Source organism: Pelomonas nitida (assembly GCF_043555975.1).
Classification (GTDB): Bacteria; Pseudomonadota; Gammaproteobacteria; order Burkholderiales; family Burkholderiaceae_C; genus Pelomonas; species Pelomonas nitida.
The window spans coordinates 154,504-169,249 of sequence record NZ_JBIGIA010000008.1 but is presented as its reverse complement, the minus strand read 5'-3'; the positions used below and the strand labels follow the sequence as shown (position 1 = coordinate 169,249).

14 protein-coding genes are annotated in these 14,746 nt (G+C 71.2%); 6 read left to right on the top strand and 8 right to left on the bottom strand.

Features of this window, described 5'->3' with window-relative positions:
- Window positions 1-44 precede the first annotated feature (44 nt).
- Window positions 45-866, bottom strand: a complete 822-nt coding sequence (locus tag ACG00X_RS12465; RefSeq protein WP_394488504.1) for a CPBP family intramembrane glutamic endopeptidase — start codon at window positions 864-866, stop codon at window positions 45-47.
- The gene (gene glpK, locus ACG00X_RS12460; protein WP_394488503.1) at window positions 863-2,329 is read right to left on the bottom strand and encodes a glycerol kinase GlpK; all 1,467 of its coding nucleotides are present in this window, start codon (window positions 2,327-2,329) and stop codon (window positions 863-865) included. The genes ACG00X_RS12465 and glpK overlap by 4 nt, the downstream gene beginning before the upstream one ends.
- Before the next feature lie 23 nt (window positions 2,330-2,352).
- On the opposite strand from glpK, the gene glpD reads away from it, so the two are divergent.
- Together glpD and ACG00X_RS12450 are read left to right on the top strand one after the other, a co-directional pair.
- Window positions 2,353-3,843 carry a glycerol-3-phosphate dehydrogenase gene (glpD, locus tag ACG00X_RS12455; RefSeq protein ID WP_394488502.1) on the top strand — a complete coding sequence of 497 codons (1,491 nt, stop codon included), beginning with the start codon at window positions 2,353-2,355 and terminating at the stop codon, window positions 3,841-3,843.
- A 41-nt stretch (window positions 3,844-3,884) separates the two neighbouring features.
- Complete coding sequence (locus ACG00X_RS12450) at window positions 3,885-4,844, top strand: DMT family transporter (protein WP_394488501.1); 960 nt, start codon at window positions 3,885-3,887, stop codon at window positions 4,842-4,844.
- A gap of 45 nt (window positions 4,845-4,889) precedes the next feature.
- Here the strand turns inward: ACG00X_RS12450 and ACG00X_RS12445 are convergent, their stop codons facing one another.
- Entirely contained in the window at window positions 4,890-5,696 is an 807-nt protein-coding gene (locus tag ACG00X_RS12445; RefSeq protein ID WP_394488500.1) for a metallophosphoesterase, read from the bottom strand.
- 118 nt (window positions 5,697-5,814) lie between these two features.
- A complete protein-coding gene (locus tag ACG00X_RS12440; RefSeq protein WP_394488499.1) occupies window positions 5,815-6,576 on the bottom strand; it encodes a UPF0149 family protein in 762 nt (253 codons plus the stop codon).
- A gap of 60 nt (window positions 6,577-6,636) precedes the next feature.
- Between ACG00X_RS12440 and ACG00X_RS12435 the strand changes: the two genes are divergently transcribed.
- Entirely contained in the window at window positions 6,637-7,221 is a 585-nt protein-coding gene (locus tag ACG00X_RS12435) for a hypothetical protein (RefSeq protein WP_394488498.1), read from the top strand.
- Here ACG00X_RS12435 and ACG00X_RS12430 read toward each other — a convergent pair whose 3' ends face one another.
- On the bottom strand, window positions 7,222-8,514 hold the full coding sequence (locus ACG00X_RS12430; protein WP_394488497.1) for an SH3 domain-containing protein: 1,293 nt from the start codon (window positions 8,512-8,514) through the stop codon (window positions 7,222-7,224).
- Window positions 8,511-9,368, bottom strand: a complete 858-nt coding sequence (locus ACG00X_RS12425; RefSeq protein WP_394488496.1) for a 23S rRNA (adenine(2030)-N(6))-methyltransferase RlmJ — start codon at window positions 9,366-9,368, stop codon at window positions 8,511-8,513. The genes ACG00X_RS12430 and ACG00X_RS12425 overlap by 4 nt, the downstream gene beginning before the upstream one ends.
- A gap of 113 nt (window positions 9,369-9,481) precedes the next feature.
- Here ACG00X_RS12425 and ACG00X_RS12420 point away from each other — a divergent pair, with 113 nt between their 5' ends.
- Window positions 9,482-10,564 (top strand): alkene reductase, encoded by a 1,083-nt coding sequence (locus ACG00X_RS12420; RefSeq protein ID WP_394488495.1) that lies wholly within the window; start codon window positions 9,482-9,484, stop codon window positions 10,562-10,564.
- On the opposite strand, the gene ACG00X_RS12415 is transcribed toward ACG00X_RS12420, so the two are convergent.
- Together ACG00X_RS12415 and ACG00X_RS12410 are read right to left on the bottom strand one after the other, a co-directional pair.
- Entirely contained in the window at window positions 10,561-11,694 is a 1,134-nt protein-coding gene (locus ACG00X_RS12415; RefSeq protein ID WP_394488494.1) for a hypothetical protein, read from the bottom strand. The genes ACG00X_RS12420 and ACG00X_RS12415 overlap by 4 nt on opposite strands.
- The gene (locus tag ACG00X_RS12410; protein ID WP_394488493.1) at window positions 11,694-12,260 is read right to left on the bottom strand and encodes an MOSC domain-containing protein; all 567 of its coding nucleotides are present in this window, start codon (window positions 12,258-12,260) and stop codon (window positions 11,694-11,696) included. The genes ACG00X_RS12415 and ACG00X_RS12410 overlap by 1 nt, the downstream gene beginning before the upstream one ends.
- 107 nt (window positions 12,261-12,367) lie before the next feature.
- Here ACG00X_RS12410 and ACG00X_RS12405 point away from each other — a divergent pair, with 107 nt between their 5' ends.
- Together ACG00X_RS12405 and ACG00X_RS12400 are read left to right on the top strand one after the other, a co-directional pair.
- Window positions 12,368-13,633: a cation:proton antiporter gene (locus ACG00X_RS12405; protein WP_394488492.1), complete on the top strand. Its 1,266-nt coding sequence runs from the start codon at window positions 12,368-12,370 to the stop codon at window positions 13,631-13,633.
- On the top strand, window positions 13,630-14,745 hold the full coding sequence (locus ACG00X_RS12400; protein WP_394488491.1) for a YbdK family carboxylate-amine ligase: 1,116 nt from the start codon (window positions 13,630-13,632) through the stop codon (window positions 14,743-14,745). The genes ACG00X_RS12405 and ACG00X_RS12400 overlap by 4 nt, the downstream gene beginning before the upstream one ends.
- Window position 14,746 lies beyond the last annotated feature (1 nt).

Here is a 14,746-nt window from a genome sequence, read left to right as displayed (position 1 = left end):
TGACAGCGGCTGTCAGCAGCGTGCCGACCGCCCTGACGCCATGTTCAGTGGCGCTGCGCCGACTGCCAGGCGCGCAGCACCCGCACCGCCGCCACGACGACCAAGCCGTTGAGCACCACCGCGATGACGCCATGCCCGGGCGGCGTGGCGACCATGAAGTTGAACGCCGTGTGCCACAGCGCGACGACCAGCACGCTGTCCGTCGCCAGGAAGAGCCAGCCCAGCAGCAGCGAACCGGCCAACAGGCCGCCGGCCCAGCCCAGCATCAACGGCCCCCACATCGCGGCCATGCCCGCGTGCAGCCAGAACAGCGGCGCGTGCCAGCCGGCCCAGACCGCCGCGACGATGAGCGCCGCGCGCAACGGCCGCTGCGTGGCCACCAGCCGGCGCAGCAGGAAGCCACGCCAGCCCAGCTCCTCGCCGTAGCCGTTCAGCAGCAAGGCCACGCCGATGATGGCCAGCGCCGGCCAGCCGGACGGCAGCCCGGGATAGGCCAGGAAAGCCTCCCCCTGCGGCAGCCCGCCGCCCACCGCCGCCGCGCCCGCGAACACGAGCGCGCCGGCCGCCAGCGGCGACAACGCGAGCGCCAGCGAACGCAGCCGCGGGCGCGGCAGCCGCAGCGCCCGGGCTGCCAGCGCGCGCAGGCTCGCCGGCCCCTCCACCCAGGCGGTGACCACGCCGGCCGCCAGCGCGGGCCCGGCCAGCCCGGGCAGGTGTGTGGCCGCCGACCCCTGCTCCACCCGCCAGCCCAGGGCCAGCAGCGTCAGCCAGTAGGCCCACGACAAGGCATACGCCAGCACGCCAAACGCCAGCAGCGGATGACGGCCCACCCAGCCGCCGTGCCGCCCACCGGACGGGCTCGTCATGGCGCCAGCACCTGCCGCACCGCGCGGTCCCAGTGCGCGAGCCGCTCGCCGGCCTCGTCGCGCGACATACGTGGCTCGAAGGCCCGGTCCAGCTGCCAGATCGCGCCGATCTCGCCCGGCGAGTCGTAGAGCCCGGCGCCCAGCCCGGCCAGCAGCGCCGCACCGAGCGCCGTCGTCTCGATGACACGCGGCCGCAGCACCGGGATGCCCAGCAGATCGGCCTGGAACTGCATCAGCAAGTCGTTGGCGCTGGCACCGCCGTCCACGCGCAGTTCGGCCAGCCGCCCCGCCGGGCCGACGTCCGCGTTCATCGCCGCGAGCACGGCCGCGCTCTGGAAGGCGATGCTCTCCAACGCCGCACGGGCGATGTGGCCTTGCGTGGTGCCGCGCGTCAGGCCCAGCAGCGCGCCACGCGCATCGGGCCGCCAGTACGGCGCGCCGAGGCCCGCGAACGCCGGCACGAACATGACGCCACCGGCATCGGGCACCGTCTGCGCCAGCGCCTCCACCTCGCCGCTGCCGCCGATGGCACGCAGGCCGTCACGCAGCCATTGCACGACGGCGCCGCCGACGAACACGCTGCCCTCCAGCGCGTACTGCGGCTGCGCACCGGTCTGTGCGGCGCGCGTGGTCAGCAGGCCCTGGGTGGACGCATGCGGCTGCTCACCCGTGTGCATCAGCAGGAAGCAGCCGGTGCCATAGGTGTTCTTGGCCTGGCCGGGCTGCAGCGCCGCCTGGCCGAACAGCGCGGCCTGCTGGTCGCCGGCCATGCCGGTGATGGGCACGCCAAACACTTCCGAGCGGCCGAACGGCCCCGTCGATGGCCGCACCTCCGGCAGCAACGCGCGCGGGATGCCGAACAGCGCCAGCAGTTCATCACTCCAGTCGCCGCGGCGGATGTCGTACAGCAGCGTGCGGGAGGCGTTGCTGGCGTCGGTGGCGTGCACCTGCCCGCCCGTCAGCTGCCACAGCAGCCAGCTGTCCACGGTGCCGAAGGCCAGCTCGCCACGCTCGGCGCGCGCACGGGCGCCGTCCACATGGTCCAGCAGCCAGCGCAGCTTGGTGGCGGAGAAATACGGGTCCAGCACGAGGCCGGTCAGCTCGCGCACGCGCGGCTCCCAGCCTTGCTGCTTCAGCGTCTCACAGAACGCCGCCGTGCGCCGGTCCTGCCAGACCAGCGCCTTGTGCAGCGGCTCGCCGGTCTTGCGGTCCCACAGCACCACCGTCTCGCGCTGGTTGGTGATGCCGATGGCCGACAGCTTCACGCCGGCCTTGGCCACGGCCTCGCGCGCGCAGGCCAGCTGGCCTTCCCAGATCTCGTTCGCGTCGTGCTCCACCCAGCCCGGCTGCGGGAAATGCTGCGTCAGCTCGCGCTGCGCGACGGCCAGCAGCCGGCCGTCGCGGCCAAACACCATTGCGCGTGAGCTGGATGTGCCTTGATCCAGCGCCAGCAGTGCGTCCATCGCCCGTCCCTTAGAGTCTGTGCATGGCGGACGATTTTGACGTCGTGGTGGTGGGAGGCGGCATCAACGGCACGGGCCTGGCGCGCGACCTGGCCGGGCGCGGCTGGCGCGTGCTGCTGGCTGAGCGTGAGGACCTGGCTTCTCACACGTCGTCCGCCTCCACCAAGCTCGTGCACGGCGGGCTGCGCTACCTCGAAACCTACGAGTTCCCGCTGGTGCGCAAGGCGCTGCAGGAGCGTGAGCTGTTGCTGAGGAGTGCGCCCCACCTGATCCAGCCGCTGCGCTTCGTGCTGCCGCATGCGCCGCATCTGCGGCCGGCCTGGATAATCCGCATCGGCTTGTTCCTGTACGACCACCTCGCGAGCCGCGAGCTGCTGCCCGGCTCGCATGGGCTGAAGCTCGTGGGCAGCGTCTACGGCGCGCCGCTGAAGCCCGAGTTCACGCGCGGCTTCGTCTACGCCGACGGCTGGGTGGACGATGCCCGCCTCGTCATCGCGAACGCGCTGGACGCCCGGGCCCGCGGCGCCGAGGTGCTGACGCGCTGCGCCGTGACTCGGGCGCGGCGTGGCGCGAACGACTGGCAGGTCACGCTCGCCAACGGCCGCCAGTTGCGCGCCCGCGCCCTCGTCAACGCGGCTGGCCCATGGGCCGAGCGCTTTCTGCGCGACCACACCCAAGGCCCCGACGGCCAGGCGCTGCCCGCGCGCGGCCTGCGGCTGGTGAAGGGCAGCCACATCGTCGTGGACCGACGCTTCACGCATGACCACGCCTACCTGTTCCAGAACCCCGATGGCCGCATCGTCTTCGCCATTCCCTACGAGGGCCGCTTCACGCTGATCGGCACGACGGACGTGGAGCTGCCCCCGCACGAGGAGCCACCGCCGCGCGCGGCCATCGAGGCGAGCGAGATCGACTACCTGTGCGAGCAGGCCAGCCGTTACCTCGCCCGCCCGGTGACGCCGGCCGACGTGCGCTGGACCTACGCCGGCGTGCGCCCACTGCTGGACGAGGGCGGCTCGGCATCCTCCGTCACGCGTGACTACCTGCTGGAATCCCAGCCGGGCGCCGGGGCCCCGCTGCTGAACGTCTGGGGCGGCAAGCTCACCACCTACCGCAAGCTGGCCGAGGACGGCGCGACACAGCTGGGCCAGCTGCTGGGCGACCCGCGCCGGCCGTGGACGCGAACCGCCCGCCTGCCCGGCGGCGACCTCGGCCCGCATGGCGTGGACATCCAGGCCCACGCGGCAGCCCTGCAACGCCGCCACGCCGACCGCCCGGCGGCCCTCGTCGCCCGGCTGGCCCACGCCTACGGCAGCGCGGCGGCGGCGCTGCTGACCGAGCCACCGGGCGCAGAGGTCGCGCCGGGGCTGTTCGAGTCGGAGTTGCGCCACCTCGTCCGGCACGAGTGGGCGCGCAGCGCCGACGACGTGCTGTGGCGGCGCAGCAAGCTGGGCCTGCACCTGCTGCCGGCCCAGCGCGACGCCGTGCAGGCCTGGTTCGACCGCGAAGCCTGACACCGCCCGCCACGAACGGCGCCTGCGGCATGATGCCGGCCATGCTGACTGGTGTGCTGTTCGCCCTCACCGCGGGCTTGATGTGGGGGCTGGTGTTCGTCGCACCGGTCATGCTGCCGGGCTATCCGCCGGCGCTGCTGACGACGGGCCGCTACCTCGCTTTCGGCCTCATCGCGCTGCCGCTGGCGCTGATGGACCGCCGCGCGCTGCGCGAGCTGACGCGCGCCGACTGGTGGGAAGCCGTCAAGCTCAGCGCGGTCGGCAACTTCCTGTACTACCTGACGCTGTCGGCCGCCATCCAGCGCGCGGGCGCGCCGCTGCCGACCATGATCATCGGCACGCTGCCGGTGGTCATCGCCGTGTGCGCCAACCATCGCAACCGCGTGCGCGACGGCCAGCTGCCCTGGCCGAAGCTGCTGCCGTCACTGGCGCTCATCGTCACCGGCCTCGCGCTGGTGAACCGCGACGAGCTGCTGCAGCTGCAGGCCGGCGCCGGCGACCTGCGCCGTTATGCCGAGGGCGCCCTGCTGGCGGTGGCCGCGCTGGCCTGCTGGACCTGGTACCCCATCCGCAATGCCGACTGGCTGCGCGCCCACGCCGACCGCAGCCCGCGGGCCTGGGCCACCGCGCAGGGCCTGGTGACCGGGCCGATGGCGCTGGCCGGCCTGCTGGCCGTCGGGGCGGTGCACCTGGCCGCGCCGGGCACGCTGATGCCCGCCGGCTATGCCTTCCCGCTGGGCGAGCGGCCGCTGGCGTTCGCGGGCCTGATGGCCGCCGTGGGGCTGCTGGCATCGTGGCTGGGCACGCTGTGCTGGAACGAGTCCAGCCAGCGCCTGCCGACGTCGCTGTCAGGCCAGCTCATCGTCTTCGAGACGCTGGCGGCGCTGGCCTATGCCTTCACCTGGCACCAGCGCCTGCCACCGCCGGCCACGGCCGCCGGCATCGTGCTGCTGATCGCCGGCGTCGTGTGGGCGCTGCGCATCAAGCCGCAGAAGGCCTGACGCGCCGGGTGCGGGGGCCGGCGGCCCGCCTGCCCAGGCTGGCGCTTACTCGGCAAACACCTCGATGACGCGCTGGCCGTCGAAGCCGTCGGCCTCGCCCTTGCGGGCATGCCCGCGCGCGTTGCTGACGACGCGGGTATCGCCGCTTCCGGGGGCGGGCTGCGGACTCGCCGACGGGGCGTGAACGATCCGGTAGTCCTGCCGGCAATGCAGATGACCGTGCAGCCACAGCTGCGCGCCGGGCATCAGGGCCTCGTCGTCATTGCAGAAGCTGGCCGTGCCGGGCTGGCGGCCGTAGCGCGGGTCGGCGCTCTTGAGGCTGGGCGCGAAGTGCGTGATGACGACGGTGGCATCCCAGTCGCCGTCACGCCGGAGTTCATCCGCCAGCCAGGCACGGCTGTCCAGCGCCAGCGCGCGCACCGCGTCCACGCCGAAGACCTCGCCATGGCGCGTGGCCTGCATGACCTTCTGGAAGTAGCCGCCCGCGCGCATCGCTCGCTCGCGGCCCGAGGGGCCGAAGGCATCGAAATCACACCAGCGCGTGCAGCCGACGAAGCGCACACGCCGGCCCTGGGCATCGACCAGCACCGCGGACTCGTCGTCCAGCATGCGCAGCCCGATGGCCTTGACGTGAGCACGCAACGCCTCGCGAGCCTCGTCCACGTCGCGCCCATCGAACTCGTGGTTGCCAGGCACGAACAACACCGGCACCGGCCAATCACGGAACAGCTCGAAGCTGCGCCAGCTGGTGTCGATGTCACCGGCCAGGATCAGCAGTTCGGCGTCCGGGGCGGGCGTAGGGACATAGCTCTCGGTCTCCAGGTGGAGGTCGGATAGCAGCTGCAACTTCATGTCGTGAACCTGGCCCGCGCGCAGCGCCGGGCCTCATCAAGCGGCTGCCGTGGAACCGGCTTTGCCGGGCCACTGGCAGCGCCCCCTCGGGGGGCCGGCGAAGCCGGTACGGGGGGTCTCAATTACTACCGTGGCACTGCTTGTACTTGCGCCCCGACCCGCACGGGCAGGGGTCGTTGCGGCCGACCTTGGGCATGTCGCGCCGGATGGTCTCGACGCGGTAGCGCTCGGCCTCGGTCAGGTCGGCCAGGTCGGCCACCGTGACGACCAGCTCCTCGATCGCGTCGTCCAGGTCCTTGAGCGGATGCTCGCGGTTCAGCGTCGCGACGACTTCCTTCTCCTCGTCGGTTTCGGCCGGCAGGTGGCGATACAGCCGGGCCATCGCGGCGGCGACGTCGTCGTTGGGCATCTCGGCCAGCTCGGGGAAGCACAGCGCCGCATGCTGGAAGCCGGCGACCCAGGGCATCAGCGCGCGCGAGAGCGGGCCGAGCGCGTCGTAGCTGGCGCGGGCCGATTTCTCTTCCTCGGAGGCGTCGTCGGGCAGCGGATCAGGGGTCTGCTCCTCGTCGACTTCCAGGATGACGGGGTCAAACCAGCCATCCTCGACGAGGCTGCGGTTCAGCGCGGCATGGCGGCGCTCGACGAGCTGGGTCAGGCGCTCCAGCCAGGTGGCGTCGACGCTGTCGGGCAGCAGACCGCCGTCGTAGTCGAAGATGTTGGGCAGCCACTCGTCCGTCTCGATGAGGCGCGGCTGCACAATGACGCCGCACAGGTAGCCGTCGAGCATGGAGGCATCCAGCGGCTGCAGCGGCTCGGGCGTCGCAGCAAGGAGTTCATCGAGTTCAGCGAACTCGGCATCGGTCAGGTCTTGGGTGCTCATGGCGGCATTGTCGCCGTCGAGCGCCCATCGGGTCGAGCGCGGCGCCGCAGAATCGCGGCCATGCCCGCGCCCACCCCGGTTTCCCGCACCGCCGCTGCCCTCGCCCTCCTCGCCGCCGCGCTGGCCTTCATGGCCCTCAGCGCCTGGAGCTACGCGCCCGTCTGGGAACGCGCCTTCCGCTCGGATGCGTCGCCGGTGTCCTGGCTGTCCAGCGCGCTGCTGCTGACGCTGGCCGCGATGGCGCTGCGGCTGATGACCGACGGCTGCCTGCCCCGCATGCTGGGCGGCTGGATGGCGGCGGCGATGTTCGTACTGGCGCTGGACGAGCAGTTCATGTTCCACGAGCTGTGGAAATACCGCTGCGAGGAATGGCTGGCGCTCTGCCGCTTCGAGGCCGTGCGCGAGGCGCCGATGCTGGGTGTGGCCGCCGTCGGGACGGTCACGGCCTGGGCGCTGCACCGGGCAATGCCATCACGGCTGAGCCGTGGCCTGCTGTGGGCAGGCCTGGCGCTCGGGCTGTGGGCGATCACGGTCGATCAGGTCGCGATGCCCTGGCCGATCGCGGAGCTGGAAGAGGCCTTCGAGGTGCTGGCCGAGGCGCTGGTGCTGGCGGCGTTCGTCAGCCTGCCACCGGGGCGAGGGTGATCAGGTGCAGTCCTGGTCTTCCCAGGTACCGGCCGCGAACCACTGGCCGTTGATGTTGACGAACCAGCGGCGCTGAAGCACGACCTCGAGGTTGATGTTGCCGATTGCCAGCGGGCTCTCGATCTGCAGCACATCGGCCACGCCGTCGGCGTCGAGGTCGATCTCGCGTAGAACGAGGCGTGGCTTGAGGGCCTTAACCTGCTCGACAACCTCCCGGGGCATGTCGCTCACGTTGGGCTGCTGGAGGCCCGTCACCGGTTCGGACCGCGTGCGCACCTTGGCACTGGGCGCCAGCGGCTTGCCGGCCACGGCCAGGCTCACGAGCGCCTCGCTACCTTCCTTCAGCGGCGGGTAGCCCCGCAGCGGTGCCGAATCCAGCCCCGCCGTGCCGCCACCCCAGATCACCTCGGCCGCATAGGGCAAGCTCTTGCCCGGGTAATGCGCGCCACAGTAATGCCCCTCGCCTCCCACCTCGAACGGCAGCCGGCGCAGAGCCACGGCGCTCACCAGCCCGTTGGCCATCACGGTGTAGACGGGCGCCGGCGGGTCGAACGCAAGCTCGGCGCGGCCGACGTCCCAAAAGCCGGTGAGTCCTTCGATCTCCGGCCCGTTATGGCGAGAGAACCAGCCATTTGGTAGTTCAGTGGGTGTCAGGCTGACCTTGCTGCCGGCTACCGCAGCCAAGCCATCGGCATCGGCCTCGGACACCAGCGCGACACTTTCGTGAGTGCGGAACAGCGACGGACGGATCGCTGCGGGGCGGATGGCGTAGCCGCGCAGCACGGCGGCAATGTCGACCGCGGCGGGCCGCCGGATCTCCAGCGCCGGGTCCAGCGTCACGCCAGCCTTCATGCGCTTCTTGGCGGCCTCGAACTCGGCGACGGCGGGGAAGCGCACCGTCTGGCCGGCCTGCACGGTCTTCACGAGCACATCCAGCCGCAACGCTGCCGGCGCCGGCAGCGACAGCCCATAGGCCGCCAGCCGATTAGGCGAGGGCGCGACCCAGAAGGCCCGCGCCGCATTGCTGCCCGCCTCGGCCAGCGTCAGCGGCTTGGGCCCGAGCAGGCTGCAGGCGACAAAGCCGGTCTTGCCGGCGCCATAGGTCAGCTGGCACCAATCGCCCTGGCGCGCGCTCACGTCGACCGGCGTGTTGGTCGTCAGCTGCTCGACGGCGCGCGCCGTGGGCGCAGCGGCCTCACGCACATTGACCCAGGAGCCGTGGATGAAATGCGGCCCCGTCTGGGCCTGCGCCGCGCCGGCGAGGGCGACCAGCGCGAGCGCCGCGGCCCTCATGCGGCCTTCTGCTCCAGCACGAAGTTCGCGCCGCCGTACTGGCCCAGGCGCTCGACGAGCAGCGGCAGGCACTCGGCCAGCTCGTCGTGCAGCGTGAACGGCGGGTTGGCGATGAACATGCCGCTGCCCATCATGCCGAAGCCCTTCTCGTCGGCCTGCGTGACGGTCAGCCGCACATGCAACCAGCCCTTCTTGGCAGCAGCGTCGGCGCTGGCCTTCAGGCGCTGCACGAGCTGCGTGGACTCCAGCAGCTGCAGCTGCGGGTACCAGATCATCGTCACCGTGTCGGCCGCGCGCTCCAGCGCCTCCCGCAGTGCACTCAAGACCTTGGCGTAATCGGTCTTGATCTCGTAGGGCGGGTCCATCAGCAGCGCCGCGCGGCGCGTGGGCGACGGCAGCTCGGCCTTGATGGCGGCAAAGCCATCCCGGTCACTGACCTGCGTGTTGGGTCGCGCCTCCAGGTAGGTGGCGAGGATGCGGTGGTCGGTGGGATGCAGTTCGTAGGCGCGCAGCCGGTCGGTGTCGCGCAGCACGAAGTTGGCGATGGCCGGCGAACCGGGGTATTGGCGCAGCTGGCCGTCGGGGTTGAAGGCGCGCACCAGGCCCACGTAGTCGGCCAGCGGCGCGGGCAGTTCGTCGACGTCGTCGTAGAGCTTGGCGATGCCGGTGGCGTATTCGGCGTTCTTCTGCGCGTAGCGGCCCTCGACCGAATAGCCACCGGCGCCGGCGTGGGTGTCGATGAGGGTGTAGGGCTTGTCCTTTTCACCCATGTAGCGCAGCACGCGGGTCAGCACGAGGTGCTTGAGGACGTCGGCATGGTTGCCGGCATGGAAGGCGTGGCGGTAAGCGAGCATGGTGCCGATTGTCGCTACAGGTGGCTAACACACGACCATCAACCTCGCGCGCGCCGGGAAAGCGGGGTGGCGCGTAGCCTTGCAGCCGTTGTTTTCATCCCCAACTGCCTGCGATGACCACCCTTTTCGACTCCGTCCGCTTCGGCGACATCCAGCTGGCCAACCGCGTCGTCATGGCGCCCCTCACGCGCAACCGCGCGCCGCAGCAGACGCCCACGGCGTTGCACGCCGAGTACTACCGCCAGCGCGCCGGCGCCGGTCTCATCATCACCGAGGCGGCACAGATCCGCCCCGACGGCCAGGGTTACTTCGACACGCCCGGCATCCACAGCCCCGAGCAGATCGCCGCGTGGAAGCAGGTGACCGACGCCGTGCACGCCGAAGGCGGCAAGATCGTCATCCAGCTCTGGCACGTGGGCCGCATCTCCGTCAACCGGCTGCAGCCGGGCGGCGCCGCGCCGGTGTCGTCCACCAACCGCGCCGCCAAGACCCGCACCTATGCCGCCCACGGCGAGCTGGTGCCCACGGCCGAGCCGCGCGCGCTGCGCCTCGACGAAATCCCTCAGCTCATCGCCGACTACGCGCAGGCCGCGAAGAACGCCATCGCCGCCGGTTTCGACGGCGTGGAGGTGCACGGCGCCAACGGCTATCTGCTGGAGCAGTTCCTGCGCGACAGCACCAATGACCGCAGCGATGCCTACGGCGGCTCCATCGAGAACCGTGCGCGGCTGCTGATCGAGGTGATGACGGCCGTGGCCGGGGCCATCGGCGCGGGCCGCACGTCGCTGCGCCTGAGCCCCGTCACGCCGGCCAACGACATCGGCCAGGACAGCAACCCGCAGGCCCTCTTCAACTACGTGGCCGAGCAACTGGCCCCGTTGAAGCTGGCCTTCCTGGAAGTCGTCGAAGGCGCCACCGGCGGCCCGCGCGACAACGCGCCGTTCGACTATCAGGAACTGCGCCGCCGCTTCATGGGCCCCTACATCGCCAACAACGGCTACGACCGCGCGATGGCGCTGGACGCCGTGGCCAGCGGCCAGGCGGACGCGGTCGCCATCGGCCGGCCGTTCATCAGCAACCCGGATCTCGTCGAGCGCATCCGCGCCGACCTGCCGTGGGCCGCACCGCAGAAGGAAACCTTCTATGGCGGCGGCGCGGAGGGATTCACCGACTACCCGACCGCACGCGCGGCCTAACTTTGAAAAGCGCCGGGGTGCCGCGCCGCCCCGGCCAACGCGACGCTGCTGTGCGGGTGCCGGTATTCGCGCGTCGGGCTCAGCTTCAAGCCCTCGGCCTCGCCGGCGTCCTGCGCCTTGCCGCGCAATGACGACTCGGGCTTGAGCCGGAAGTCGTCGCGCACGGCGCGCACGAACTCGTCCCAGTCCGCGTTGAAGTTGGCGCGCCGCGTCCAGCGCGCCTCGGCGGCGAGCCTGGACGGGCCGACGAGCAGGTTGTTGGCCAGCAGCACCTCGGTCTGCGGCGGGGTCACGCGCAGCCAGACGCCGCCGCCGGGCCGCTGGTCCACCAAGGTGTTGTGCACGAGGTAGAGCGCCTGCCGCGGCCACTTCGCGCCTTCGACACCGAAGGAGATGACGTGCGGGTTGTCCGTCGTGGAGCTCTGCATGATGAAGTTGCCCATGACGACGGCGACACCGCCATTGGGAAACTCCAGCTCATAGCTCGCGCGCCCGCCGATCTCGTCGGTGAGGCGGTTGTAGAGGATGTGGTTCACGGCCGCCCGGCTCTTCAGCAGATGGCCCAGCAGGCCGCCGTGAAAGTAGCTGCCGGTGACGGCCAGGCGCCGGATCGCGCCGACGTAGCAGTTGTGCGTGAGGCCGCTGCGCAGCGGAATCGCACCGAAGTCGCAGTCGACGATGTCGAGCTCGATGCTGTCGTCGTTGGCCGTCAGCACGCCGTTCTCGTTGTCGCGAAAGCCGCAGTCCACCAACGTGAGCGAACCGGCCTCGACGCGGATGCCCGCGCCGTTGCGGTCGGGCACCGTGCAGCCGATGAAGTCGAAGCCCTCGATGCGCTGGCGGCGGCCCGTCGTCACGAACAGGCCCTTGCCCTGCACATGGGCGCCGGCGGCGATGACACGCACCCGGCCGCCGACGGCGCGCAGCGTCAGCTCGTGCTGCGGCCAGGCCGCCACGTCGGCGACATAGTCACCCGCCTCAACCTCGATCAGCCAGCCGTCGCGCGCCTGGCGTGCCGCGGCCGCCAGCGACTTGACCGCCTGGCCCGGCCCCACCTTCAACACCGGCCCGGCGTGCACCGCCAGCGGCAGCAGGGCCGACGCGGCCGTCATCAGCGTGCGGCGGCGCATCAGCCGGCCCTCTTCATCTTGGCCCGGAACATCTCGGCCACGCCGATCTCGCGTGGCCCCGGCACCAGCTCGAAGGTCTCGCCGGCCGCGATCGTGCCCTCGCGCTTCACGGCCAGGTAGAAGCCGCAATAGCCGCTCTGCGCCATCATCTTGGCCGCGTGGACGAAGCCCATGTGCGCGTTGAACTTGAAGCAGGGCTGGCGCGGCTCCGTGACGATCAGCTCGCAGTCGGCGAAGCGCAGCACGTCGCCCAGCCACACGCGCCCTTCCTGCAGCCCCTGCAGCGTCAGGTTCTCGCCCATGTCGCCGGGCTGCAGCTCGCCGGGCACCTTGGCCTGGCCGCGCACGGTCGCCCAGAACGCGTAGTGCTCATGCGGATAGGCATAGACCGCCTTGGCCGGGCCGCCATGTACGGTATGGTCGGCCTGTTCATCACCGGCCAGGCCCGACGGGCCGACGGCGATGGGGCCCGTGTGGGCGCGTTTTCGGATGGCCGAAGCCAGGGACTGGCCGCTCGTTGCCACGAAATGTTCGACACGGGCGGTGTTGACGCTGAGCACTTGCATGGGGCGATTGTCCCGGAGCGGAGGCTGAGGGTCATTTCGGCGTCTTGGCCTACAGGACGGGTTGCTTCGCGCAACTAGGCTTGGCCAAAAACTTCAAGGGAGACTGCATGACTGCACTCGACAGCGGGGCCCGGGTCTGGGCCGGGCTGGCCGTCACACCTTCGAGCGAGTTGATGTTCATCGTCGGCGTGCTGCTTGCGGGCGCGCTGGCCGGCGAATTCATCGCGGCCACCACGCGCCTGCCCCGCGTGGTGGGCTACACGCTGGCCGGCTGCGTGGCTGCCGCCCTGGGCCACGGCGTGGCCCTGCCACTGGCCGGCGCCGCGCAGATCGTCACCGACCTCGCCCTGGGCCTGCTGCTCTTCGAGATCGGCAGCCGCGTGCGGCTGAGCTGGCTGCGCCGCAACCCCGGGCTGGCGCTCACGAGCCTGCTGGAGGCACTGCTGAGCGCCGTCGCGGTGGCTTTGGTGATGCGGCTGTTCAACATCGGCTGGCCGACGGCCATCGCCTGCGCCATCCTCGCCATGCCTGCACCGGCTGCGGTCTCGGGCCGCGTGGCGCTGGAGCTCGGCGCCGAGGGGCAGGTCACGCAGCGGGCGTCGCTGCTGACCGCGCTGAACACGCTGTACGCCGTCATCGCACTGACACTGATGCGCACCTGGTGGGCAGCCGACGACGGCGGCCAGCTCGGCGACGCGCTGGCCGGCCTGGCCATCTCGCTGCTGACGACGGTGGGAGTGGCGGCCCTCCTGGCCGGCGGCGCCTACGTGGCGGCCCGGCGCCTGGACCTGCGCAACGAGAGCGCCACGCTGCTGCTGTTCGGCATGGTCGCGTTCGCCATCGTTGCTGCCCGCGCCGTGGGTGTGTCCACGCTGCTGATGCCGCTGCTGGCCGGCCTGCTGCTGCGCAACACCAGCCAGCGGCCCTGGGTGTGGCCGCGCCACTTCGGCACCTCGGGCGGCGCCCTCGTGCTGATGCTGTTCGTCATCGTCGGCTCGGCCTGGACACCGCAGCTGCTCGTGGCCGGTGGCTTCGCGGCGCTGGCGCTGCTGGTCACGCGCTTCCTGGCCAAGGCGGCAGCCATCGTGGCGCTGTCGCGCTGGTCGGGCACCAGCCTGCGCCAGGGCCTGGCGCTGTCCATCATGATGACGCCGCTGTCCGCCACGGCGCTGGTCATGCTCAACGAGCTGATGCGCGCCGAACCCGAACTCGCCAAGGGGGCCGCGCCCATCATCCTGGCCGGCATCGCGGTGCTGGAGTTGATCGGGCCCATCGCCGTGCAGTTCGCGCTGCGCCTGGCCGGCGACCTGCCGCCCGCGCCGCCGCGCCGGAGCGCGCGCCCCGAAGCACCCAAGAAGGAGGGCCAGCCATGAGCCTCGGCAGCTTTGCCCAATCGCAGCCGCTGACGCTGGGCGTCGAGCTGGAGCTGCAGATCGTCAACAACGACGACTACGACCTCGCGCCGGTGTCCGCCGACCTGCTGCGGCTGATGGAGAAACGCAAGATCCCGGGCGACGTGAAGCCCGAGATCACCAGCAGCATGATCGAGCTGTCCACCGGCGTCTGCGCCGACTATGGCCAGGCGCTGTCGGAGCTGGGCGAGATCCGCGCCGCGCTGGTGGACTGCGCCGAGCGGCTGGACGTGAGCCTGTGCGGCGGCGGCACCCACCCCTATCAGCACTGGACGCGCCGGCGCATCTTCGAGACGCCGCGCTTTCACGAGCTGTCGTCGCTGTACGGCTATCTCTCCAAGCAGTTCACCGTGTTCGGCCAGCACGTGCACGTGGGCTGCCCCAGCGCCGACGAGGCCCTCGTGCTGCTGCACGGCATGAGCCGCTTCATCCCGCACCTGATCGCGCTGGCCGCGTCGTCGCCCTTCGTGCAGGGCGAGGACACCGGCTTCGACTCGGCCCGGCTGAACTCGGTGTTCGCATTCCCCCTGTCCGGCCGCGCGCCCTTCGTGCAAACCTGGGAGCACTTCGAGGTTTTCTTCAACAAGATGACCCGCACCGGCGTCGTCTCGGGCATGAAGGACTTCTACTGGGACATCCGCCCCAAGCCGGAGTTCGGCACCATCGAGGTCCGCGTGCTCGACACCCCGCTGACCATCGAGAAAGCCGCGGCGCTGGCGGGCTTCATCCAGTGCCTGGCGCACTGGCTGACGCGCGAGAAGCCGTTCAAGCTCAGCGAGGACGACTACCTGCCCTACACCTTCAACCGCTTCCAGGCCTGCCGCTTCGGGCTGGACGGCACCTTCGTCGACCCCGAAACCGGCGAGCACCGCGTGCTGCGCGACGACATGCTGGCCGTGCTGAGCCGCCTGGACAGCCACGCCGCGGAGCTGAAGGCCGAGCCGGCGCTGCAATACCTGCGCCGCGAGATCGCCGGCAGCGGCAACGACGCGACCTGGCTGCGCCAGATCGAGGCCGACGAACACCTGCTGGCCGAGGTGGTCCGCCGCGCGACGCGGCGCTGGCACGGCTGAG

Excerpts from the sequence above, each read along its gene's own strand:
- ACG00X_RS12465 (WP_394488504.1), bottom strand. The coding sequence starts at position 866 with ATGACGAGCCCGTCCGGTGGGCGGCACGGCGGCTGGGTGGGCCGTCAT.
- glpK (WP_394488503.1), bottom strand. The coding sequence starts at position 2,329 with ATGGACGCACTGCTGGCGCTGGATCAAGGCACATCCAGCTCACGCGCA.
- glpD (WP_394488502.1), top strand. The coding sequence starts at position 2,353 with ATGGCGGACGATTTTGACGTCGTGGTGGTGGGAGGCGGCATCAACGGC.
- ACG00X_RS12450 (WP_394488501.1), top strand. The coding sequence starts at position 3,885 with ATGCTGACTGGTGTGCTGTTCGCCCTCACCGCGGGCTTGATGTGGGGG.
- ACG00X_RS12445 (WP_394488500.1), bottom strand. The coding sequence starts at position 5,696 with ATGAAGTTGCAGCTGCTATCCGACCTCCACCTGGAGACCGAGAGCTAT.
- ACG00X_RS12440 (WP_394488499.1), bottom strand. The coding sequence starts at position 6,576 with ATGAGCACCCAAGACCTGACCGATGCCGAGTTCGCTGAACTCGATGAA.
- ACG00X_RS12435 (WP_394488498.1), top strand. The coding sequence starts at position 6,637 with ATGCCCGCGCCCACCCCGGTTTCCCGCACCGCCGCTGCCCTCGCCCTC.
- ACG00X_RS12430 (WP_394488497.1), bottom strand. The coding sequence starts at position 8,514 with ATGAGGGCCGCGGCGCTCGCGCTGGTCGCCCTCGCCGGCGCGGCGCAG.
- ACG00X_RS12425 (WP_394488496.1), bottom strand. The coding sequence starts at position 9,368 with ATGCTCGCTTACCGCCACGCCTTCCATGCCGGCAACCATGCCGACGTC.
- ACG00X_RS12420 (WP_394488495.1), top strand. The coding sequence starts at position 9,482 with ATGACCACCCTTTTCGACTCCGTCCGCTTCGGCGACATCCAGCTGGCC.
- ACG00X_RS12415 (WP_394488494.1), bottom strand. The coding sequence starts at position 11,694 with ATGCGCCGCCGCACGCTGATGACGGCCGCGTCGGCCCTGCTGCCGCTG.
- ACG00X_RS12410 (WP_394488493.1), bottom strand. The coding sequence starts at position 12,260 with ATGCAAGTGCTCAGCGTCAACACCGCCCGTGTCGAACATTTCGTGGCA.
- ACG00X_RS12405 (WP_394488492.1), top strand. The coding sequence starts at position 12,368 with ATGACTGCACTCGACAGCGGGGCCCGGGTCTGGGCCGGGCTGGCCGTC.
- ACG00X_RS12400 (WP_394488491.1), top strand. The coding sequence starts at position 13,630 with ATGAGCCTCGGCAGCTTTGCCCAATCGCAGCCGCTGACGCTGGGCGTC.